The following is a 20,778-nucleotide window of genomic DNA, read 5'->3' as shown; positions in this document are numbered from 1 at the left end:
CGCCGGGACGCCTGGCGCGCCAAGGGCCGCAGCTCCCTGGTCCTCGCGATGATCGCCCTGCCGATCGTCGGGGTGAGCGCCGCCGACCTCACCCTGCGCAGCGCCGAACTCTCCCCCGACCAGGCCGTCAGCCGGGTGGTCGGCGCCGCCGACGCCCGGATCAGCACCTCGCACGCGGGCAGGCCGATCCACCAGGTGCCCGACGGGTCCCACTACGTACCCGTCGGCGGCTTCGACGACGCCGGCACCCCGTCGAAACCGAAGGAGGAGACGCCGGACCAGGTGGCCGCCGCGCTCCCGCCCGGGACCCGGCTCCTGAAGGACTCCGACGGGTACGGCAAGGTCCGCACCCAGCACGGCCTGCTCGACACCGATCTGCGCGAGATCGACCTGCGCGACCCGCTGGCCAAGGGCCTGTTCACCCTCGACCGGGGCCGGCTGCCCGAGCGGGCGGGCGAGGTCGTCGCGACCAACGCCTTCCTGGAGAACTCCGGCCTGTTCGTCGGCTCGTCCGTCACCCCGCGCGGCGCCACCTCCTCGTACAAGGTCGTCGGCGCGTACGAGCTGCCGAACGACCTCAAGAGGGAGCAGATCATCGCCCCGCCCGGGAGCCTGATCGCCCCGCTCGACAAGGCGCTCCGGGCCGCCGGGGGCATCGGGGTGCTCCCGAACGACTCCTACCTGGTCACGGTGGGCGGTGAAGGTTTCACGTGGAACATGGTCCAGGCGGCCAACGCCAAGTCGCTGGTCGTCGTCTCACGTGCCGTCGCCAACCGTCCGCCCGCCGACGCCGACGTCCCGCTCTACCGGCAGGAACCCAAGGAACAGTTCGAGCGCAGCGCCGGCGGCGCCACCCACATGGCCATCCTGGCCACGATCGTGGGCCTCGCCATGCTGGAGATCTGCCTGCTCGCCGGGCCGGCCTTCGCGGTCGGCGCCCGCCGCTCACGCCGCCAGCTCGGCCTGGTCGGCGCCAACGGCGGTGACCGCAGCCACATCCGTTCCATCGTGCTCGCCGGCGGACTGGTCATCGGCGCCGCGGCCGCCGTCTCCGGCACCGCGATCGGCCTCACCCTGACCGTCGCTCTCCAGCCGCTGCTGGAGGAGCAGCTCGGCGAGCGCTTCGGCAGCCTCGACTTCCGCCCGCTGGAACTGGCCGGCATCGCCCTGCTCGCCGTGGTGACCGGACTGCTGTCCGCGATCGTCCCCGCGGTGACCGCCTCCCGGCAGACGGTCCTGGCCTCGCTGACCGGCCGCCGCGGCGTGCGCCGCGCCAACCGGGTGCTGCCGGTCGCCGGCCTGGTCGCCGTCGCCGTCGGCGCCGGGACCGCCCTGTACGGAAGTGTGGCGGACATGGGCGCCACCGTCGTCGCGGGCGGCAGCGCACTCGCCGAACTCGGCATCGTCGCCCTCACCCCGGTCCTGGTCGGCCTCTTCGGGCGGATCGGCCGCTGGCTGCCGCTGTCCCCGCGGCTCGCGCTGCGCGACGCCGTGCGCAACCGGGGCCGTACGGCGCCCGCCGTGGCCGCGGTCCTGGCCGCCGTCGCCGGCACCGTGGCGGTGGCCACGTACCAGCACAGCAGTGAGATCCAGAGCCGGCACGAGTACATCGCCGACCTGCCGCACGGCACCGGCTGGCTGCTGACCTCCGAGAACGGCGCCTACCAGGAGGTCCCCGCCCTGCGCGAGTCCCTCACCAAGCAGCTCCCGGTGGCCCGGCGCGCGGACGTGGACCGGCTGGTCGTCGGCAGGCCGGGCTGCGAGTCGTTCTCCGAGGACCCCACCTGCGGTCGCGTCGAGATCATCACGCCCAAGGACCAGCGGTGCCCGCTCCACGAGAGGCGCGAGGGCCCCGACACCCTCAGCGCCGAGGATGCCCGCAAGCTGCGCCAGGACTGGCGCTGCAAGGGCGCCGTGCGGGGCACGCAGTACTCCACGGTCATCGCCGACGAGAAGCTGCTGAGCATCCTCGCGGTCACCGACCCCGGCTCCGTGTCCGCGCTGAAGCAGGGCCGGGCCCTCGCCTTCGACCGGCGACAGGTCAAGGACGGCAAGGTCACCCTGCGGATCATCGCCGGCTCGGACCGGGACGAGATGTTCGCCGGCACGTCCGAGGAACCGGTCGGCGTGGACAAGGTCCTCCCCGTCCATCTGGCCCCGGAGGGCACCGAGAGCTGGGGCCTCGAACTGGTGCTGCCGCCCGCGGCCGTCCAGGCCACGGGTCTGACCACGGCACCGATCGGCTCCTACTTCGCTCTCGACGGGACGGCCACCTCCGAGCAGCGGCAGCGGATCGCCGGGGACATCGACCGGATGGGCGTGGAGGCCTCCCTGCGGATCGAAGCGGGCTACCAGGGCGACGACAGCCTGGTCCTGCTCGCCCTGACCGTCTTCGCCGGACTGGTCACCATCGGCGCGGCCGGTATCGCCACCGGGCTGTCCCAGGCCGACGCCGAGGCCGATCTGAAGACGCTGGCAGCGGTGGGCGCCCCGCCGCGGGTGCGGCGGACGCTGAGCGGCTTCCAGTGCGGGGTGGTGGCCCTGATGGGCGTCGTCCTGGGCTCGGCGGCCGGAATCCTGCCCGCGATCGGTCTGCGCCTGACGCAGCGACGGGAACTGGAGGCGCTCGCCCGGCGGGCCGCCGACGACGGCTACTCCCTGACGGGCGAGTCCGTGCCGTTCGTCCCGATAGCCGTGCCGTGGGAGACCCTCGCCCAACTGCTCGTCGTGGTCCCGCTGGGCGCGGCCCTGCTGGCGGCGCTCGTCACCCGCTCCAGCGGCGCCCTGGCCCGCCGGGCCGCGGGCTAGAGAGCGGGGATGACGCCCCCGTACAGGGTGGATCACGGCTGTACGGGGGCACACCGAGTGAGAACGAAGGTGTGCGAGAGAATGACGGCATGGAGATGCCGAGGAGTGAACGGTCGCAGGACAGTCCCCCGCACGTCCTGATCGTGGGACAGGACGGGACGGCGGTCGGCGACGCCGATGACGAGTCGCGCGAGGTCCCGGTGACGGAAATGGTCGAACAGCCCGCCAAGGTCATGCGGATCGGCAGCATGATCAAGCAACTCCTGGAAGAGGTACGCGCCGCGCCCCTCGACGAGGCGAGCCGCGTCAGGCTCAAGGACATCCACGCTGCTTCCGTGAAGGAGCTGGAGGACGGCCTGGCCCCGGAGCTCGTGGAGGAACTGGAGCGCCTGTCCCTCCCGTTCACCGAGGAGGCCATCCCCTCCGAGGCCGAACTGCGCATCGCACAGGCACAGTTGGTCGGCTGGCTGGAGGGCCTCTTCCACGGCATCCAGACCGCTCTGTTCGCGCAGCAGATGGCCGCGCGGGCCCAGTTGGAGCAGATGCGCCGCGCTCTCCCGCCCGGCGGTCCGCACGACGACGACGAGGACGGCGGGCACGGCGCGGTCCGCTCCGGCCCCTACCTCTAGCCTCCGGCGGCCCGCAGAAATCCGGGTCCGGCCCGCGCCCCCGAGGCGCGGCCGGACCCGCAACCTGTACGAACCCGGCCTCGCCGGCGATCGAGGCGCGGGGTTACGGGGCGGAGCCCGGGCAGCGCCGCGGCGGAGCCCCGGCAGCGCCGCCGGGCCCGGCGGATAAGCAACGGGTAAGTGCGCCTCCCCGCCGGGAACATGGTCCGCGCATACTCATGGGCATGAGCTACGACGCGATCGTGCTGGCCGGCGGCGCCGCGCGCCGCCTCGGCGGCGTGGACAAGCCCGCGCTGAGCGTCGGCGGGCGGGCCCTCCTCGACCGCGTCCTCGACGCCTGCCCGGACGCCCAGCGCACCGTCGTGGTCGGCGGCCGACGGCCCACCGCGCGCCCCGTCCGATGGACGCGCGAAAACCCGCCCGGGGGCGGCCCCGTGGCCGCTCTGGACGCCGGACTGCGCGCGACCACCGCGGGGCTGGTCCTCGTACTCTCCGCGGACCTGCCGTTCCTGGACCGGGGCACCGTACGGACCCTGCTGGCCGCGCCCGACGCGCACCGCACCGACGGGGCGATGCTGCGGGACCCCGACGGCCGGGACCAGCCACTGGTCGCCGCCTACCGGGCCGAGCCCCTGCGCCGGGAGATCGCGCTGCTCGCCACCGAACACGGCAGCCTCACCGGGCTGCCGCTGCGCGCACTCACCACCGAACTGGAGCTGACCACCGTCGCGACCGGGCCACTCGCCTCCTTCGACTGCGACACCTGGGATGATCTCGCCGCCGCCCGCGCCCGCATCAGAGAGCATGGAACCGTGCTGGACCAATGGATCACCGCCGTCAAGAACGAGCTCGGCATCGACCTCGCCGTCGACACCAAGACCCTGCTCGACCTCGCCCGGGACGCCGCCCACGGCGTAGCCCGGCCCGCCGCACCGCTGACCACCTTCCTGGTCGGCTACGCGGCCGCCCACGCCGCCGCCACCGGCGCCGACCCGGCCCGGGCCGTGGCGGAGGCCTCCCGCAAGGCCGCCGACCTGGCGCTGCGCTGGGCCGCCGAGGCCGAGGCCGATGCGGCCGCCGAAGAGAACGGCTCGGGATGACCCCCACGAACTCCGCCGAGCAGGCCCTCGAAGAGGCCCTTGCCCTGGTCAGCCGTACCCCCGGGAGCGGCGGCGACGACACCGGCGGCCACCGGGCCGTCGCCTGGCCGCGCGCCCGCGACGTCGCCGCCCGGGCGGGCGCCGGCGTGCGGGCCCGTACCCATGACGTGCCCCTGGCGGGCGCGCTCGGCGAGGTCCTGGAGGCCTCCCTGGAGGCGCTGACCGACCTGCCGTCCTTCGACACCTCCGCCATGGACGGCTGGGCCGTGGCCGGCCCCGGGCCGTGGCACGTCCGCGAGGGCGACGTCCTGGCCGGCTCCGGCCGCCCGGAGCCGATCGCCGACGGCGAGGCCGTCCGGATCGCCACCGGCGCCCGGATCCCCGCCGACACCACCGCCGTCATCCGCAGCGAGCACTGCCGGGAGACGGGCGGGCAGCTCTTCGCCGACCGGCCCGTCGCCACCGGCCAGGACATCCGCCCGCGCGGCCAGGAATGCCGCTCGGGCGACCTGCTGCTGCCCGCCGGTTCCCTGGTCACCCCCGCCGTGCTCGGGCTCGCCGCGGCCGCCGGCTACGACGGGCTGACCACCCGGCCCCGCCCGCGCGTGGAGATCCTGGTGCTCGGCGACGAGCTGCTCACCGAGGGCCGCCCGCACGACGGACTGATCCGCGACGCCCTCAGCCCCATGCTGGCGCCCTGGCTCGCACGCCTGGGCGCCGAGGTCACCGCCACCCGGACGCTGGGCGACGACCCGGCCGGCGCGGCCGCCCTGCTGGAAGCCGTCACCACCTCCACCGCCGATGTCCTGGTCACCACCGGCGGCACCGCCTCCGGACCCGTCGACCACGTCCACCCCGTACTGGAGAAGGCCGGCGCCCGGCTCCTCGTCGACGGGGTGGCGGTCCGGCCCGGACACCCGATGCTGCTGGCGCGGATCGGCGACGCGGCGGACGGACGGCACGTGGTCGGACTCCCCGGCAACCCCCTCGCCGCCGTCTCGGGGTTGCTGACCCTCGCCGAGCCGCTGCTGCGCGCCCTCGCGGGCCGCCGCCCGCGTCCGCGCTACACCGCGCCCGTGCAGGGCGACGTGCCGGGCCACCCGTACGACACCCGGCTGGTCCCGGTCCGCCTCGACGACGAGCACGCCGTGCCGCTGCGCTACCACGGCCCCGCGATGCTGCGCGGGGTGGCGGCGGCGGACGCGCTGGCCGTCGTGCCGCCCAAGGGCGCCCGGTCCGGACAGGAACTTGAGGTCCTCGATCTGCCGTGGGCCTCGGGAGGATGTTTCACGTGAAACTGCCCGGACAGGACGCCATGGCCCGCGGGGCGGACGAGAAGCTCGTCTCGCGGCGCATCAAGCTGCCCAAGCGGATCGTCGAGCACCCGCTGCGCCAGGTCGCCAAGCGTCTCCTGATGGCCTTGTTCGTGCTCTTCCTCACGGTCTTCATCGTGTGGCTGGACCGCGACGGCTACCACGACAACGCCAACGAGACGGTCGATCTCCTCGACTGCTTCTACTACGCCACGGTGACGCTGTCGACCACCGGCTACGGCGACATCGTCCCGTACAGCGACAGCGCACGGCTGATCAACATCATGCTGATCACGCCGCTGCGCGTGCTGTTCCTGATCATCCTCGTCGGTACCACCCTCGAAGTCCTGACAGAACGGACGAGGGAAGAGTGGCGGCTGAAGCGCTGGAGGAAGAACTTGCGCGAGCACACGGTCGTCGTCGGCTTCGGCACGAAGGGCCGCTCGGCCCTCCAGACGCTGCTGGCCACCGGCCTCTCCAAGGAACAGGTCGTGGTCGTCGACCCCAGCGCCAAGGTCATCGACATGGCCAACGCCGAGGGGTTCACCGGCGTGGTCGGCGACGCCACCCGCTCCGACGTGCTGCTCCGTGCCGAGCTCCAGAAGGCCCGGCAGGTCGTCATCGCCACACAGCGCGACGACACGGCGGTACTGGTCACCCTGACGGCCCGGCAGCTCAACCGCGGGGCGAAGATCGTCGCCGCGGTGCGCGAGGAGGAGAACGCCCCCCTGCTGCGCCAGTCCGGCGCGGACGCGGTCATCACGAGCGCGAGCGCGGCCGGCCGCCTGCTGGGCCTCTCGGTGCTCAGCCCGAGCGCGGGCACGGTGATGGAGGACCTGATCCAGCAGGGCAGCGGCCTGGACCTCATCGAACGGCCCGTCCGCAAGGCCGAGGTGGGCAAGTCGGTGCGCGAGGCCGACGACCTGGTGGTCAACGTGCTGCGAGGGCACCGGCTGCTCCCGTACGACGACCCGCACGCGAGCCCCCTGCAGCTGACGGACCGTCTCATCTCCATCGTGCGGGCGGTACCGCCGACCTCCCCGAGGACGACGCTGGGTCCTGCCGAGTAGCCGCGCCGTGGCGTAGCCTCCGGGCCATGCATGCGATCACCATCGAGCAGCCCGGCGGCCCCGAGGCCCTCGTCCGGGCCGAGGTTCCCGATCCGGTGCCCGGCGAGGGCGAGGTCCTCGTCGAGGTCGCGGCGAGCGCCGTGAACCGCGCCGACGTGCTCCAGCGGCAGGGTTTCTACGATCCGCCGCCCGGCGCCTCGCGCTATCCGGGCCTGGAGTGCTCCGGGCGGATCGCCGCCCTCGGGGCGGGGGTGTCCGGCTGGTCGGTGGGCGACGAGGTGTGCGCCCTGCTGGCCGGCGGCGGGTACGCGGAGCGGGTGGCCGTGCCGGCCGGCCAGCTGCTGCCCGTCCCGGCAGGGGTGGACCTGGTGACGGCGGCCGCACTGCCCGAGGTCGTCACGACGGTGTGGTCCAACGTGTTCATGGTGGCCGGGCTGCGCCCCGGCGAGACCCTGCTGGTGCACGGCGGGTCCAGCGGCATCGGGACGATGGCGATCCAGCTCGGCAAGGCGGTGGGCGCGACGGTCGCCGTGACGGCCGGCGGCCCGGAGAAGCTGGCCCGCTGCAAGGAGCTGGGCGCGGACATCCTCATCGACTACCGCGAGCAGGACTTCGTGGCCGAGCTGCGGGCGGCGACGGGCGGGGCCGGGGCCGACGTGATCCTGGACATCATGGGCGCCAAGTACCTCGCCCGGAACGTGGACGCACTGGCCGTGAACGGCCGGCTCGCGGTGATCGGCCTCCAGGGCGGGGTGAAGGCCGAGCTGAACCTCGGTGCGCTGCTGGCGAAGCGGGCGGCGATCACCGCCACCTCGCTGCGGGCCCGTCCGCTGGAGGAGAAGGCCGCGATCGTCGCCGCCGTGCGGGAGCACGTGTGGCCGCTGGTGGCCGCGGGCCGGGTCCGGCCGGTGGTGCACGCGGCGTTCCCGATGGCGCAGGCCGCCGAGGCCCACCGGGTCATGGAATCCAGCACCCACGTGGGCAAACTGCTGCTCACGGTGTGAGCCCGGACCCGGCGCAGGTCCGCCCCGGACCCGCGCCGGACCTGCGCCGGGTCCGGGGCGGGTCCAAGGCGGTGCCCGGCGCCGTTACAGGCTGCGCAGCAGGACCGCCGGGGATTCCACGCAGTCCGCGACGTGGCGGAGGAAGCCGCCCGCCGTACCGCCGTCGCAGACCCGGTGGTCGAAGGTCAGCGACAGCTGGACCACCTTCCGCACCGCCAGCTGCCCCTGGTGCACCCACGGCTTGTCGATGATCCGGCCCACACCCAGCATCGCCGCCTCCGGGTGGTTGATGATCGGCGTGGAGCCGTCGACGCCGAACACCCCGTAGTTGTTCAGGGTGAAGGTCCCGCCCGTCAGGTCGGCCGGGGCCAGCTTGCCCGCGCGGGCGAGCTCGGTCAGCCGCGCGAACTCCGCCGACAGGGACTCCGGGTTGCGGCTCTGCGCGTCCCGGACCACCGGGACCACCAGGCCCCGCTCGGTCTGCGCGGCGAAGCCCAGGTGCACCGACGGGAGCCGGACGATCTCCTTGGCCGCGAGGTCCACGGTGGAGTTCAGCTCGGGGTACTTGGCCAGCGCGGCCGTGCAGATCCGCGCCAGCAGCGCGAGCACCGAGATCTTGGGCCCGCCCACCGCGTTCATGGCGGCCCGGGCCGCCATCAGCTCGGTGGCGTCGGCGTCGACCCAGCAGGTCGCGTCCGGGATCTCCCGGCGGCTGCGCGACAGCTTCTCGGCGACCGCCCCGCGCAGCCCCTTGAGCGGGATCCGCTCGCCCTGCGCCGCCACCGCCGCCGGGGCTGCGGCCGGAGCCGGGGCGGGCGCCGTCAGCGCGGCCAGGGCCGCCTCGACGTCGGCCCGCAGGATCAGGCCCTCCGGGCCGGAACCGCGCAGGGCGCGCAGGTCCACGCCACCGTCCTTGGCCAGCTTGCGCACCAGCGGCGAGATGACGGGCACCGGACCGGCCGGAGCCGCGGGAGCGGCCGGGGCCACCGGGGCCACCGCGACCGGAGCCGGGGCCGGAGCCGGGGCCGGAGCCGGAGCCGCGACGGGCGCCGACACCGCGGCGGTGACGGGTCGCACCCGTCGCCGACGCGCCGGGCGCGAGTGGTCCGAGCCGTAACCGATCAGGGGCCGGGGCGCGTTGCCGGAGCCCTCGGCCTCGTCCTCCGCAGCCGTCCCGGCCTCCGGAGCGGACTGCACGCCCACCGCGACGGTGATCAGCGGGGCGCCGACCGGCAGCTCCTCGCCCTCCTCCCCGAACCGGGCGGTGACCACACCGCCGTACGGACAGGGCACCTCCACCATCGCCTTGGCCGTCTCGACCTCGACGACCGGCTGGTCGATGGCGACGACGTCGCCCACCGCCACCAGCCACCGCACGATCTCGGCCTCGGTCAGGCCCTCACCGAGGTCCGGCAGCTTGAATTCCATGACCTGCGGCATCAGTTCTCCCACTGCAGGCGGGCCACGGCGTCCAGGATCCGCTCGACACCGGGCAGGTGGTACTTCTCCAGCATCGGCGGCGGATACGGGATGTCGAAGCCCGTCACCCGCAGCACCGGGGCCTGCAGGTGGTGGAAGCACCGCTCCGTGACGCGGGCGGCGATCTCCGCGCCCGGTCCGCCGAAGCCGCCGGCCTCGTGGACCACCACCGCGCGCCCGGTGCGGCGTACCGACTCCACGACCGTTTCCTCGTCGAAGGGGACCAGGGAGCGCAGGTCCACGACCTCCAGGTCCCAGCCCTCCTCGCGGGCCGCCTCGGCCGCCTCCAGGCACACCGGCAGCGAGGGCCCGTAGGTGATCAGGGTCGCGCTCGTGCCCGTCCGCCGGACCAGCGCCTTCCCGATGCCCGGGACGGCCGTCGGCGCCTGCGGCGACCAGTCGGCCTTCGACCAGTACAGCCGCTTCGGCTCCAGGAAGACCACCGGGTCGTCGCTCGCGATCGACGCGCGCAGCAGCCCGTAGGCGTCCTCGACGGTCGCCGGGGTGACCACGGTCAGGCCCGGCGTCGCCACGTAGTACGCCTCGGAGGAGTCGCAGTGGTGCTCCACACCGCCGATCCCGCCGCCGTAGGGCACGCGGATGGTGATCGGCAGCGGCATCGCGCCGCGGGTGCGGTTGCGCATCTTCGCCACGTGCGAGATCAGCTGCTCGAAGGCCGGGTAGGCGAAGGCGTCGAACTGCATCTCCACCACGGGCCGCAGACCGTACATGGCCATGCCGACCGCCGTACCCAGGATCCCGGCCTCCGCGAGGGGGGTGTCCGTGCAGCGGTCCTCGCCGAACTCCTTCGCGAGGCCGTCCGTGATCCGGAAGACGCCGCCGAGCGTGCCGACGTCCTCGCCCATCACGTGGACCGTCGGGTCCTCGGCCATCGCGTCCCGCATCGCCCGCGTCAGGGCCTGCGCCATCGTCGCGGGCCTGGCCCCCGTCTTCGCGGACTTCGCCGCCACCGTCGTCACGCCTGGTCCTCGGCTTCCAGCTCGGCACGGAGCATGGCCGCCTGCTCGCGCAGGCGCTCGGTCTGCTCCGCGTAGACATGCGCGAACAGGTCCATCGGGTCCACCGCCGGATCCGCGTTCATCCCGTCGCGCAGGGATGCCGCCATCACCTCGGCCTCGTCGCGCGCGGCCGTGATGCCCACCTCGTCGAGGATCCCGCGCGCGGTCAGCTCCCGCTCCAGCAGGTCGATCGGGTCGTGCGCCTTCCACGCCTCGACCTCGGCGTCACCGCGGTAGCGCGTCGCGTCGTCGGCGTTCGTGTGCGCCTCCATGCGGTACGTGACGGCCTCGATCAGGGTCGGTCCGCCGCCGGCCCGGGCCCGCCGGACCGCCTCGGCCAGCACCTCGTGCATCGCCGCGATGTCGTTGCCGTCGACCAGCCGGCCCGGCATGCCGTAGCCGACGGCCTTGTGGGCCAGCGTCGGGGCGGCGGTCTGCTTGGCGAGCGGGACGGAGATCGCGAAGCCGTTGTTCTGCACGAGGAAGACCACCGGGGCCTGCCAGACGGCGGCGAAGTTGAGCGCCTCGTGGAAGTCGCCCTCGCTGGTGCCGCCGTCGCCGACCATGGCGAGGGCGACGACGTCGTCGCCGCGCAGCCGCGCCGCGTGCGCCAGGCCCACCGCGTGCGGCAGCTGGGTGGCGAGCGGGGTGGAGAGCGGGGCTATGCGGTGCTCACGCGGGTCGTATCCGGTGTGCCAGTCGCCGCGCAGCAGGGTCAGAGCCTGTACGGGGTCCAGTCCGCGCGCCACGGCCGCCAGGGTGTCGCGGTAGCTCGGGAAGAGCCAGTCCTGCTCCTCCAGCACCATCGCGGCGGCGATCTCGCAGGCCTCCTGGCCGACGGTCGAGGGGTACACGGCGAGCCGGCCCTGCTTGGTGAGCGCCGTGGCCTGCGCGTTGTAGCGACGGCCGCGCACCAGTTCGGCGTAGCAGCGGCGCATCAGCGCGGGGTCGAGGCGGTCGGCCGCCTCGGTGCCCAGCACCCGGTAGGGCTCGGCGTCGGGAAGCAGCGGAGCGGCGTCCGTGCGGGGCCTCCAGGCGGGCGGCGGGGTGGAACGGTGGGACGCACCGGCACCGGGCAGCTCTTGGACCGTCATGGCGGCGTACACCTCCTCGTGGGAAGCGGGCAGGGGGTGCCCCGGATGTGAGGCCCCTCACCTACCGATTGTTCGGTTGTCCGCGCAATTTGGCTACAGGCGGCTCCAGGCTGTGGACAAACGGGCGCCGTGGCCCTGGGATGGACGCAGGACGTCCAGGAGAGGGAGGCATCGGGCAATGCCGGATGAACAAATGGCCGCGGCCGGTTCCGCACCGGTTCCGCCGGGGACCGCACCGGGAGCCCCTGCGGTCCCGCCCGTCGCACCCCGTCCCCTGGACCCGATCGACCGGTCGATCATGCGGCTGCTCCAGGCGGACGGCCGGGCGTCCATACGCTCGGTGGCCGAGCAGGTGCACGTCTCGCGCGCGAACGCCTACGCGCGGATCAACCGGCTCATCGACGACGGGGTGATCCGCGGGTTCACGGCGCGCGTCAACCACGAGCGCGCGGGCCAGGGGGCCTCCGCCTACATCACGCTGAAGATCGTCCAGAACTCCTGGCGCACGGTCCGCGAGCAGCTGCGCGAACTCCCGGGCGCCGCGCACATCGCCCTGGTCAGCGGCGACTTCGACGTCCTGCTCCTGGTGCACACCCCGGACAACCGGACCCTGCGCGAGCTGGTCCTGACCCGCCTCCAGGCCATCCCGGAGGTCCTCTCGACGCGCACCCTGCTGGTCTTCGAGGAGACGGACCTCCTGGACCCCGGCCCGGGCCCGGGCCCCGGCCCCGCGATCACCGAGGACTAGGCCGAACGGGTGACGGGGGTCGGGGCACGAAAACGCCCCGGTCGGGGCACGAACGCCCCGGTCGGGGCACGCAAACGCCCCGGAGCGTCCCTGAGGACCCTTCCGGGGCGCGGTGCGCGGCGGTCAGCGGGCCGTGCGCAGGCCGTCGAAGGCCATGTGGACGACGGCGTCCGCGAGCTGCTCGGGGCCCGTGCCGGGGTGCGGGCGGTACCACTCGACCAGCGAGTTCACCATGCCGAAGAGGAGGCGGGTGGCGAGGCGGATGTCCACGTCCGCCCGCAGGTCGCCGTCGGCGGCGGCGGCCTTGAGCAGGTCCGCGACCTGGTGGTCGAACTCGCGGCGGCGCTCCAGCGCCCACCGCTCGGTGCGGGTGTTGCCCCGTACCCGCAGCAGCAGCGTCACGTACGGCAGCTCGCCGACCAGCACCTCGACGGTGCGGCGGGTGACGTACTCGACGCGCTCGACGGCCCGGCCGCGGACCGCGCCCGGCTCCTCCAGCACGGAGAAGAGCCCGTCGAGGGCGCGGCTGACGGCCCGCCGCAGCAGCTCCTCCTTGCCCGTGACGTGGTGGTAGATGGAGGACTTCGAAATGCCGGCGGCCTTGGAGAGGTGCTCCATCGAGGTGCCGTCGTAGCCGCGCTCGTTGAAGACCTGGACGGCCACCGACAGCAGCGTCTCGGGGGTGTAGGTGTCGCGCTTGGCCGTCGTCACCGGGCGTCCTCCTCGTCGCCCGCCGCGTAACCCAGCTTGAACAGCGCCAGCGAGGGCGCGTAACGGCCACCGGGGCAGCGCTCGTCGAGGTGGTGCAGCAGGTCGTAGGCCCAGTCCCGGCCGAGCCGGTCGTGCCATTCGGAGGGGCCCAGCGGGTAGTTGACGCCGAGCCGCATCGCGGTGTCGATGTCCTCGGCGGAGGCCACGCCGCGGGCGACGGCGTCGGCGGTGAGGTCGATCAGCATCGCGACGGTCCGGGCGACGATCATGCCGGGGACGTCCCCGATGACGGAGACCTGCTTGCCGAGCTTCTGGAAGAGGCCGATCGCCTCGGACAGGGTCCGCTCGCTGGTGTCCTCGCTGGCGGAGAGCGCGATGCGAGTGGCACCCCGGTAGTCGAGCGCGAGGTCGAAGTAGACGACGTCCGCGAACTCGACGGAGGTCTTCCCGTCCGCGAGGACCAGCTGGCCCTCGCCGGGCAGCTGGATGTACGGGCCCCCGTGCTCGGTGGCCGTGACCGCGATCCCGGCCTCCTCCAGCAGCTCTGCCAGAGCGGCGGCCGGGCCGAGGTCACCGACGACGGTCACCTTGTCCGGGGCCTCCTCGGGTCCCGCGGTGTGCGGCTGCGCGGCGGCCGCGTCCGGGCCGTACGGGAACCAGCCGTGCCCCGACTTGCGGCCCAGGCGGCCCGACTGGACCAGCCGGCGCTGCGCCAGGGACGGGAGGAACTTGGGGCTGCGGAAGAAGGACTCCCACACGGAGCGGGTCACGGCCTCGTTGACGTCCTGGCCGATCAGGTCGGTCAGCGCGAAGGGGCCCATCTTGAAGCCACCGCTCTCGCGGAGCACGGCGTCGATGGTGGCCGGGTCGGCGCCCTGCTCCTCGTACACCGCGAAGGCCTCGGCGTAGAAGGGGCGGGCGATCCGGTTGACGATGAAGCCGGGGGTGTCGGCGCAGCGGACCGGCGTCTTCCCCCAGCCGAGGACCGTGCGGTACGCGCGCTCGACGGCGGCCGGGTCGCTCGCGGAACCGCTGACCACCTCGACGAGCGGAAGCAGCGGGGCCGGGTTGAAGAAGTGCAGCCCGAGGAAGCGGCCGGGGTGCGCGAGGCCGGCGGCGAGCTCGGTGACGGAGAGGGAGGAGGTGTTCGTGGCGAGCAGCGCGTCCGGCCCCACCACCTCTTCCAGGGCGGCGAAGAGCGTCTGCTTGACACCGGCGTTCTCGACGACCGCCTCGATGACGAGGGCGGCCCCGGCGAGGTCCGCGAGGGCCCGGGCGGGCGCGATCCGGCCGATCGCCTCCTCGGCCTCGGCCCGGTCCAGACGGCCCTTCGCGGCCATCCGCTCGACACGGTCCTGCACGATGCCGACGCCGTCTGCGGCGAGGGCGGCGTCGATGTCGTAGATCAGCACGCGGTGACCTGCGAGAAGGGCGACCTGGGCGATGCCCTGGCCCATGGTGCCCGCGCCGACGACCGCCACAGTGCGGGACCGCTCGATTGCTGTCATGTCCTGATCCTCCCGCACCGACTTATCCACAGGTCCGCCGGGCCCTCTTGTCCCGACCGATCGTTCGGTTACTCTAACTCCAGTCTGCTCTTCTTCGCCCGGCTCAACGAGGAGTTGGTCCCTGATGGCCGCCGAGCTCACCGTCCCCCAGCTGTCCGCCAAGCACCGGCCCACCCTGGACCAGGCCCTGTCGGCGATCCGCAGCCGCGCCTACTGGTCCCCGCATCCCGAACACCCGAAGGCGTACGGCGAGACCGCGCCGGCCGACGGGCTCGCCGCCTTCGAGGCGCTCCGCGGCACGCGGTTCGACCTCGGCCAGCCCGGCACCGACGGCTGGGCGGGCGCCGAGGTGTCCCCGTACGGCCCGGAGCTGGGCGTCGAGTACCCGCACGTGGACCCGGACGTCCTGCTGCCCGCGATGAAGGCCGGCATGGGCGCCTGGCGCGACGCCGGCCCGGAGGCGCGCGCCCTGGTCTGCATCGAGATCCTGGCCCGCATCTCGGCCCGCACGCACGAGTTCGCGCACGCGGTCATGCACACCAGCGGCCAGGCCTTCATGATGGCGTTCCAGGCCGGCGGTCCCCACGCGCAGGACCGCGGGCTGGAAGCCGTGGCCTACGCCTACGAGGAGCAGACCCGCGTCCCGGGACAGGCCGACTGGTCGAAGCCGCAGGGCAAGAAGGACCCGCTGGAGCTCGGCAAGACCTTCACCGCGGTCCCCCGCGGCATCGCCCTCATGATCGGCTGCAACACCTTCCCGACCTGGAACGGCTACCCGGGCCTGTTCGCCTCGCTGGCCACCGGCAACCCGGTGCTGGTCAAGCCGCACCCGCGGGCCGTGCTGCCGCTCGCCCTGACCGTGCAGGTGGCGCGCGAGGTCCTCGCGGAGGCGGACTTCGACCCGAACCTGGTGGCGCTCGCGGTCGAGCGCCCGGGCGAGGGCATCGCCAAGGACCTCGCCGTCCGCCCCGAGATCAAGCTGATCGACTACACCGGGTCCACGGAGTTCGGCGACTGGCTGGAGACCAACGCCCGCCAGGCCCAGGTCTACACGGAGAAGGCGGGCGTCAACACCGTCGTCCTGGACTCCACCGACAACTACAAGGGGATGCTGGCCAACCTGGCCTTCTCCCTGTCGCTCTACAGCGGCCAGATGTGCACCACCCCGCAGAACCTGCTGATCCCGCGCGACGGCATCGCGACGGACGCCGGCCACAAGTCGTACGACGAGGTCGTCGCCGACCTCGCGGCGTCGGTCGGCGGCCTGCTCGGTGACGACGCCCGGGCCAACGCGCTGCTCGGCGCGCTGGTCAACCCGGACGTCAAGGCCCGTCTGGAGGCGGCCTCCGCCCTCGGCGAGGTCGCGCTGGAGTCGCGCGAGGTCACCAACCCCGAGTTCCCGGACGCGGTGGTCCGTACGCCGGTGATGGTCAAGCTGGACGCCGCCAAGCCTGACCCGGAGGCGCCCTTCCTCTCCGAGTGCTTCGGCCCGGTCTCCTTCGCGGTGGCCGTGGACTCCACGCAGGACGCGCTGGACCTGCTGCGCCGCACCGTGCGGGAGAAGGGCGCCATGACGGTCGGCGCCTACACCACCTCCCCCGACACCGAGCGGGCTCTCGAAGAGGTCTGCCTGGAGGAGTCCGCGCAGCTCTCGCTGAACCTGACCGGCGGGGTCTACGTCAACCAGACCGCGGCGTTCTCGGACTTCCACGGCTCCGGCGGCAACCCGGCGGCCAATGCCGCACTGTGCGACGGCGCCTTCGTCTCGAACCGCTTCCGTGTGGTGGAGGTCCGCCGCCAGGCGTAGCCGCCGGACGCGACGGCCGGACGCACCGCCGGACGCGACCGCCGGAAGCGGCCCCGTCCGGCGCCCGTTCAGCCCGTGGGCGCCTCCTCCCCGAACATCCGGGCGGAGGCGTCCACCTGGGCCATCCTGCGCAGGGCGGCGAAGACCGCGTCGCCCAGCACCGTGCCCACGACCACGGCCTCGACTAGGTCCTCGCGGGCCACCCGCCGGGCGACGTAGTCCAGGTCGGTACGGCCCACCCGCTCGGCGGCCTCGGCGTAGTCGTCGAGCAGGTCCACGAAGCCGCCGTGCCCCACCCGCGCGAGCGAGGCGAGTGCGGCCACCAGCGCCTCGGCGGCCTTGTTGCCGCTCTCGATCCGCCAGCCGCGCGCCTCGATCAGCCGCGCCACCCGGTCCCGCGCCAGTACGGTCTCCGCGTCCGGCGCACCGCCGCCGTCGCTGCCGGCCCCGCTGCCGGCCTTTCTGCCGCCCCCGCTGCCGCCGTCGCCGAATTCCGGGACCAGCCGCGTCGCCGCCGCCCCCAGCAGCTCGTGCACCGGCCCGTCCTTGTCGTCGACGGCCGCGAGGACCTCACCGATGGCGGCCACCGAGAGCCCGCCGACCTCCAGCAGTGCGCGGACCAGCCGCAGCCGCCGCTCGTGGCCGTCCCCGTAGCTGGCCTGATTGGGACTCGTCAGCTCGCCGGCGGGCAGCAGCCCCTCCCGCAGGTAGTACTTGATCGTCGGTACCGGCACCCCGGTCCGGCGGCTCAGCTCTCCGATGCGCACGTGCGTTCACCCTGATTTCTCTTGCCCGGATCCACCCTCATCTTAGATAGTGGCGCTATCAGATAGCGGGCAGTACCGCTATCCATTCATCACGGAGGTATGCATGACGATGTCCTCCTGGCGTACCTGGCACCGCCCGCTGGTGCTGTTCGCCCTGGTGATGGCCTTGTGGGCGGTCGTCTGCGCCGTCGGACTCGCGGTCGACGACCGCGTGCTGACGGGGGCACCGGTCTGGGCCAAGCCGTTCAAGTTCTCGGTCTCGTTCGTCGCCTACTCCCTCAGCCTGGCCTGGATGATCTCGGTGCTGGGCGAGGACCGGCCGCGACTGCGCCGGACCGCCTGGTGGGCAGGCACGACGGTGGCCGTCGCGAGCGCCGTGGAAATGGCGCTGATCACCCTGCAGGTCGTCCGCGGGGTCCGCAGCCACTTCAACAACGCCACGCCCTTCGACGCCGGGGTCTACGCGCTCATGGGCAACACCGTGGTCGTGCTGTGGCTCGGCACCCTCGTCCTCGCCGCCCTGCTCTGGCGCGCGCGGACCGCCGACCGGGCCACGACATGGTCGATCCGGATCTCCACGGTCCTCGCGCTGACCGGTGCCGCGCTCGCGTTCCTGATGGTCCTGCCCACCCCCGAACAGCAGCGCCGCGAGGCCGCCGGTCGGGCGGTCGCCGAGAGCGGCGCGCACAGCGTGGGGGTGCCCGACGGCGGCCCCGGGATGTTCCTCACCGGCTGGTCCACCACCGGAGGGGACCTGCGCGTCCCGCACTTCTTCGGGATGCACGCCCTCCAGCTGCTCCCGCTGCTGGTGCTCGTCCTGGCCGCGCTCGCCCCGCGCTCCGCCCGGCTGCGCGACGAACGGGTCCGGGTGCGGCTGGTCCTCGTGGCCGGTGCGGTGTACGCGGCGGTGCTCGCCCTGCTGACCTGGCAGGCACTGCGCGGCCGGTCACCGGCCCACCCGGACGGCGCGACCCTCACCGCGGCCGCGGCGGTCCTGGCCGGGGGAGTCCTAGGGGTTCTCGCCGCCCTGTTCCTGCCCGGGCGGGGGGCCGCCCCAGTGGAAGAGGGTCATGGCCACGCTGGTGGCGAGGTTGTAGCTGGAGACCTGGGGGCGCATCGGCAGTGACACCAGGTGGTCGGCCCGCGCGCGCAGCTCGGGGGAGATCCCGTGCCGCTCCGAGCCGAAGGCCAGCAGCGCGTCGTCCGGGAGGGTGAGGCCGCGGATGTCCGCGCCCTCCGGGTCGAGCGCGTAGAGCGGCCCGGGCGGCAGCTCCTCCAGGGCGAGGCGCTCGACGGTGGTGGCGTAGTGCAGTCCGGCCCCGGCCCGGACCACGTTGGGGTGCCAGGGGTCGAGGTCGCCGCGGGTGACCACACCGGTGGCGCCGAAGCCGGCGGCGAGGCGGACGACGGCTCCGACGTTGCCGAGGTTGCGGGGGTTGTCGAGGACGACGACGGGCGCGGGCCTCGGCATCCGCCCCAGGCCCGCGATGCCCGTGGCCCGGTCGGGCCGTACGGCGAGGGCGGCGACCCCGGTGGGGTGGACGCGGGGCAGCAGCTCCTTGAGCACCGCCGGCCGCACCAGGCGGGCCACGTCGGCCTCGACGTCGGGAGCCAGCGCGCGGGCCAGGGCCCGTACGGCGCCGGGATCGTCCGCGACCGCCAGGCGCACCTCGGCCCCGAAGCGCAGGGCGTGCTTGAGGGCGTGGAACCCGTCGAGGAGCACGAGGTCCCCGCGGCCGGACGCCTCCTGCCAGTCCCGCGCGATCTCCCCGGGCCCCTGATCCTCACTCATGCCCCGACCCTACGGCCCCCGCCCCGCAGCCCGGGCACCCGCCTCAGCCCGTCCCGCGTTCGAGGGCCGGGTCCGGGCGGAGCCCGGTTTCGGGGGGCGGCGGGGCGGGGGAAGGCTCCGCAGGGCTCCGCTCCGGGCGGCGGAGCGCCCGCGGCGCGGCCACCCGCAGCGCCGCGGCCCGCGCCCCGAGCCACACCAGGAAGGCCGTCGGCAGGAACACCGCATCGGCGGCGATCATCGCCAGCGAGAAGAACGGCAGCCCCAGCAGCACCGCGATCCCCGCGTGCTCCGCCATCATCAGCACCAGCAGCACGTTCTTGATCCGCCGGTTGAAGAGCGTGAACGGGAAGGCCACCTGCACCGCCACCGTCCCGTACGACAGCAGCATCACCAGCGTCCCGCTGCCCGCCAGCAGCGCCGACAGGCCCGGCCACGGCGTGAAGTAGTCCAGCCCCAGGGGGTAGTACAGCGCCGTCCCGTCCTGCCACCGCGAGCCCTGGATCTTGTACCAGCCGGCCGTCGCGTAGATCAGGCAGACCTCGGCCATGATCACCAGCATGCCCGCGTTGTGCAGCAGGTTCGCCAGGACGTCCAGGGCCGCCCGCCCCTCGCCCTCCGGCTCGTGGCGGTCGACCAGCCACCACAGTCCGCAGGCCACCCACACCGCCGCGAACGCCGCCAGCCAGCCGGGACCGAACCGCCCGGTGGCGGCCCCGTAGGCGAAGACCGCCCCCAGCATGCCCCACAGCACCGGCCCCGCCGCCCCGGCCGTCACGGAGCCGCGCTTGCGCGCCCTGCGCGCGTCCAGCGACCACACCTGCGCGCACCGGGTCAGCACCAGGTAGATCGCGACCAGGTGGATGACGTTGTCCCCGCCGTCGCCCATGAACACGCTGCGGTTCTGCAGGGACAGCACGCCGATCATGAACACCACGGATGTCGCCCGGGTCCGCCAGCCCAGCAGCAGGCCGGCGCTCGCCAGCACGGCCACGGCGTAGACGGTCTCGAACCACAGGGCCGAGCCGGACCACGTCAGGACCGTGAAGGCGCCGTTGGAGTCGAGCAGCCGCTGCGCCAGCTCCTGGCTCCACGGCCCGTCCGGGCCGTACAGCTCGGCCCGGTGGGGGAACTCCCGCAGCAGGAAGAAGAGCCAGGTGCCGGCGAAGCCGATGCGGACGACGGCGCTCTGGTACGGGCCCAGCGCCTGCCCGCTGACCTCGGCGACGGCCCGCGCCAGCGCGGCGCGCGCCCGTCTCACACCTTCCACCACGGCAGCTCCCGGTAGTAGGTCTGGGTGTCGGTGGTCTCGGTGCTCCACTTCGGCGCGGGCACGGCCCTGCTCGCCGAACGCATCTGGATCCGCAGGATGTGCCCGCCGCGGTGGTCCGGCGCGAGCCGGTTCACCGCGATCCGCCGCAGGTACTCCTCGGACAGCTCGCCGCGCTCGCCGACGGGCTTGTCGTCCTCGTCGTGGGAGCCGGTGTAGAAGTCCCAGGCCCGGCGCAGCTCGTTCTGCTCGGTGTGGCTCGGCAGCAGGCTGTGCCGGATCGCGGCGGCGTCCTCGGCGCTCAGGTCCCGCCAGCCGGTGGTGAGCAGCTCACCGGCGGCGGTCCGCACCTCCGCGCGGACCTCCACGGCGATGTTCTGCTGGAGCGGGTTGGGCGCGAAGAGTTTCCAGTTCTGTTCGAACTCGGGATAGATCCAGGCGTCGACCGTTCCCGCGTGCTGCTTGCTCAGCGTGTTGGACGGGGCCACGTGCAGGAAGACCAGCGCGAGGTGGGTGCACGCGGCGAGCCCGACGGCGCCCAGGGCCAGGGCGGTCACGACCCGGTACGGGGTGGACAGACCGGCGATTCCGGGCGCCCTCGGGGGTGGTGGAGCGGCCCCTTCGGCGAGCTCGTGCTCGTTCGAATCCATCCCGCCCCGATC

18 protein-coding genes are annotated in these 20,778 nt (G+C 73.7%); 9 read left to right on the top strand and 9 right to left on the bottom strand.

Annotation, left to right across the window (positions count from 1 at the left end):
* Nucleotides 1-48 precede the first annotated feature (48 nt).
* The 6 genes from NRK68_RS17355 (at nucleotide 49) to NRK68_RS17330 (ending at nucleotide 7,924) form a co-directional block, all read left to right on the top strand.
* Entirely contained in the window at nucleotides 49-2,808 is a 2,760-nt protein-coding gene (locus tag NRK68_RS17355) for an ABC transporter permease family protein (RefSeq protein ID WP_257857875.1), read from the top strand.
* A gap of 89 nt (nucleotides 2,809-2,897) precedes the next feature.
* The gene (locus tag NRK68_RS17350; protein WP_031155904.1) at nucleotides 2,898-3,437 is read left to right on the top strand and encodes a bacterial proteasome activator family protein; all 540 of its coding nucleotides are present in this window, start codon (nucleotides 2,898-2,900) and stop codon (nucleotides 3,435-3,437) included.
* Nucleotides 3,438-3,661: 224 nt separating this feature from the next.
* Entirely contained in the window at nucleotides 3,662-4,537 is an 876-nt protein-coding gene (locus NRK68_RS17345) for an NTP transferase domain-containing protein (RefSeq protein ID WP_183066432.1), read from the top strand.
* Complete coding sequence (locus tag NRK68_RS17340; RefSeq protein ID WP_257856162.1) at nucleotides 4,534-5,832, top strand: molybdopterin molybdotransferase MoeA; 1,299 nt, start codon at nucleotides 4,534-4,536, stop codon at nucleotides 5,830-5,832. The genes NRK68_RS17345 and NRK68_RS17340 overlap by 4 nt, the downstream gene beginning before the upstream one ends.
* Nucleotides 5,820-6,920, top strand: coding sequence for a potassium channel family protein (locus NRK68_RS17335; RefSeq protein ID WP_183066430.1), 1,101 nt, complete (start codon nucleotides 5,820-5,822; stop codon nucleotides 6,918-6,920). Before NRK68_RS17340 ends, NRK68_RS17335 begins: the two co-directional genes overlap by 13 nt.
* 26 nt (nucleotides 6,921-6,946) lie before the next feature.
* On the top strand, nucleotides 6,947-7,924 hold the full coding sequence (locus tag NRK68_RS17330) for an NAD(P)H-quinone oxidoreductase (RefSeq protein ID WP_257856161.1): 978 nt from the start codon (nucleotides 6,947-6,949) through the stop codon (nucleotides 7,922-7,924).
* A gap of 84 nt (nucleotides 7,925-8,008) precedes the next feature.
* Here the strand turns inward: NRK68_RS17330 and NRK68_RS17325 are convergent, their stop codons facing one another.
* The 3 genes from NRK68_RS17325 to pdhA are packed head-to-tail and all read right to left on the bottom strand — an operon-like array spanning nucleotide 8,009 to nucleotide 11,516.
* Nucleotides 8,009-9,364, bottom strand: a complete 1,356-nt coding sequence (locus tag NRK68_RS17325; RefSeq protein ID WP_183066428.1) for a dihydrolipoamide acetyltransferase family protein — start codon at nucleotides 9,362-9,364, stop codon at nucleotides 8,009-8,011.
* The gene (locus NRK68_RS17320) at nucleotides 9,364-10,332 is read right to left on the bottom strand and encodes an alpha-ketoacid dehydrogenase subunit beta (RefSeq protein ID WP_183066707.1); all 969 of its coding nucleotides are present in this window, start codon (nucleotides 10,330-10,332) and stop codon (nucleotides 9,364-9,366) included. The genes NRK68_RS17325 and NRK68_RS17320 overlap by 1 nt, the downstream gene beginning before the upstream one ends.
* 47 nt (nucleotides 10,333-10,379) lie before the next feature.
* Entirely contained in the window at nucleotides 10,380-11,516 is a 1,137-nt protein-coding gene (gene pdhA / locus NRK68_RS17315) for a pyruvate dehydrogenase (acetyl-transferring) E1 component subunit alpha (protein WP_257856160.1), read from the bottom strand.
* 178 nt (nucleotides 11,517-11,694) lie between these two features.
* Between pdhA and NRK68_RS17310 the strand changes: the two genes are divergently transcribed.
* Nucleotides 11,695-12,264: an Lrp/AsnC family transcriptional regulator gene (locus NRK68_RS17310; protein ID WP_183066426.1), complete on the top strand. Its 570-nt coding sequence runs from the start codon at nucleotides 11,695-11,697 to the stop codon at nucleotides 12,262-12,264.
* A 123-nt stretch (nucleotides 12,265-12,387) separates the two neighbouring features.
* Here NRK68_RS17310 and NRK68_RS17305 read toward each other — a convergent pair whose 3' ends face one another.
* Nucleotides 12,388-12,975 carry a TetR/AcrR family transcriptional regulator gene (locus NRK68_RS17305; protein WP_046777681.1) on the bottom strand — a complete coding sequence of 196 codons (588 nt, stop codon included), beginning with the start codon at nucleotides 12,973-12,975 and terminating at the stop codon, nucleotides 12,388-12,390.
* Nucleotides 12,972-14,483, bottom strand: a complete 1,512-nt coding sequence (locus NRK68_RS17300) for a 3-hydroxyacyl-CoA dehydrogenase (protein ID WP_257856159.1) — start codon at nucleotides 14,481-14,483, stop codon at nucleotides 12,972-12,974. The genes NRK68_RS17305 and NRK68_RS17300 overlap by 4 nt, the downstream gene beginning before the upstream one ends.
* A 124-nt stretch (nucleotides 14,484-14,607) precedes the next feature.
* Here NRK68_RS17300 and paaN point away from each other — a divergent pair, with 124 nt between their 5' ends.
* The gene (paaN, locus tag NRK68_RS17295; protein ID WP_257856158.1) at nucleotides 14,608-16,290 is read left to right on the top strand and encodes a phenylacetic acid degradation protein PaaN; all 1,683 of its coding nucleotides are present in this window, start codon (nucleotides 14,608-14,610) and stop codon (nucleotides 16,288-16,290) included.
* A gap of 68 nt (nucleotides 16,291-16,358) precedes the next feature.
* On the opposite strand, the gene NRK68_RS17290 is transcribed toward paaN, so the two are convergent.
* The gene (locus tag NRK68_RS17290) at nucleotides 16,359-17,057 is read right to left on the bottom strand and encodes a MerR family transcriptional regulator (RefSeq protein WP_183066423.1); all 699 of its coding nucleotides are present in this window, start codon (nucleotides 17,055-17,057) and stop codon (nucleotides 16,359-16,361) included.
* 109 nt (nucleotides 17,058-17,166) lie between these two features.
* Here NRK68_RS17290 and NRK68_RS17285 point away from each other — a divergent pair, with 109 nt between their 5' ends.
* Nucleotides 17,167-18,183, top strand: coding sequence for a hypothetical protein (locus tag NRK68_RS17285; RefSeq protein WP_257857874.1), 1,017 nt, complete (start codon nucleotides 17,167-17,169; stop codon nucleotides 18,181-18,183).
* Here the strand turns inward: NRK68_RS17285 and NRK68_RS17280 are convergent.
* From NRK68_RS17280 to NRK68_RS17270, 3 genes are read right to left on the bottom strand one after another with little or no spacing between them, the layout of a single operon-like run.
* Nucleotides 18,067-18,849, bottom strand: a complete 783-nt coding sequence (locus tag NRK68_RS17280; RefSeq protein WP_183066421.1) for a TrmH family RNA methyltransferase — start codon at nucleotides 18,847-18,849, stop codon at nucleotides 18,067-18,069. The two genes, NRK68_RS17285 and NRK68_RS17280, sit on opposite strands and share 117 nt — an antisense overlap.
* Before the next feature lie 43 nt (nucleotides 18,850-18,892).
* Nucleotides 18,893-20,107: an HTTM domain-containing protein gene (locus NRK68_RS17275; RefSeq protein WP_257857873.1), complete on the bottom strand. Its 1,215-nt coding sequence runs from the start codon at nucleotides 20,105-20,107 to the stop codon at nucleotides 18,893-18,895.
* A complete protein-coding gene (locus tag NRK68_RS17270) occupies nucleotides 20,104-20,766 on the bottom strand; it encodes a DUF5819 family protein (RefSeq protein ID WP_257856156.1) in 663 nt (220 codons plus the stop codon). Before NRK68_RS17270 ends, NRK68_RS17275 begins: the two co-directional genes overlap by 4 nt.
* Nucleotides 20,767-20,778: the final 12 nt, after the last annotated feature.

Source organism: Streptomyces yangpuensis (assembly GCF_024666385.1).
GTDB classification, from domain to species: Bacteria; Actinomycetota; Actinomycetes; order Streptomycetales; family Streptomycetaceae; genus Streptomyces; species Streptomyces yangpuensis.
The sequence above is the reverse complement of the archived record's forward strand: the minus strand, read 5'-3'. Positions and strand labels throughout refer to the sequence as shown.

What these genes read in the sequence shown, in the direction of transcription:
- NRK68_RS17355 (WP_257857875.1), top strand. Translation starts at nt 49, where the DNA reads ATGATCGCCCTGCCGATCGTCGGGGTGAGCGCCGCCGACCTCACCCTG.
- NRK68_RS17350 (WP_031155904.1), top strand. Translation starts at nt 2,898, where the DNA reads ATGGAGATGCCGAGGAGTGAACGGTCGCAGGACAGTCCCCCGCACGTC.
- NRK68_RS17345 (WP_183066432.1), top strand. Translation starts at nt 3,662, where the DNA reads ATGAGCTACGACGCGATCGTGCTGGCCGGCGGCGCCGCGCGCCGCCTC.
- NRK68_RS17340 (WP_257856162.1), top strand. Translation starts at nt 4,534, where the DNA reads ATGACCCCCACGAACTCCGCCGAGCAGGCCCTCGAAGAGGCCCTTGCC.
- NRK68_RS17335 (WP_183066430.1), top strand. Translation starts at nt 5,820, where the DNA reads ATGTTTCACGTGAAACTGCCCGGACAGGACGCCATGGCCCGCGGGGCG.
- NRK68_RS17330 (WP_257856161.1), top strand. Translation starts at nt 6,947, where the DNA reads ATGCATGCGATCACCATCGAGCAGCCCGGCGGCCCCGAGGCCCTCGTC.
- NRK68_RS17325 (WP_183066428.1), bottom strand. Translation starts at nt 9,364, where the DNA reads ATGCCGCAGGTCATGGAATTCAAGCTGCCGGACCTCGGTGAGGGCCTG.
- NRK68_RS17320 (WP_183066707.1), bottom strand. Translation starts at nt 10,332, where the DNA reads ATGGCGCAGGCCCTGACGCGGGCGATGCGGGACGCGATGGCCGAGGAC.
- pdhA (WP_257856160.1), bottom strand. Translation starts at nt 11,516, where the DNA reads ATGACGGTCCAAGAGCTGCCCGGTGCCGGTGCGTCCCACCGTTCCACC.
- NRK68_RS17310 (WP_183066426.1), top strand. Translation starts at nt 11,695, where the DNA reads ATGCCGGATGAACAAATGGCCGCGGCCGGTTCCGCACCGGTTCCGCCG.
- NRK68_RS17300 (WP_257856159.1), bottom strand. Translation starts at nt 14,483, where the DNA reads ATGACAGCAATCGAGCGGTCCCGCACTGTGGCGGTCGTCGGCGCGGGC.
- paaN (WP_257856158.1), top strand. Translation starts at nt 14,608, where the DNA reads ATGGCCGCCGAGCTCACCGTCCCCCAGCTGTCCGCCAAGCACCGGCCC.
- NRK68_RS17285 (WP_257857874.1), top strand. Translation starts at nt 17,167, where the DNA reads ATGTCCTCCTGGCGTACCTGGCACCGCCCGCTGGTGCTGTTCGCCCTG.
- NRK68_RS17280 (WP_183066421.1), bottom strand. Translation starts at nt 18,849, where the DNA reads ATGAGTGAGGATCAGGGGCCCGGGGAGATCGCGCGGGACTGGCAGGAG.
- NRK68_RS17270 (WP_257856156.1), bottom strand. Translation starts at nt 20,766, where the DNA reads ATGGATTCGAACGAGCACGAGCTCGCCGAAGGGGCCGCTCCACCACCC.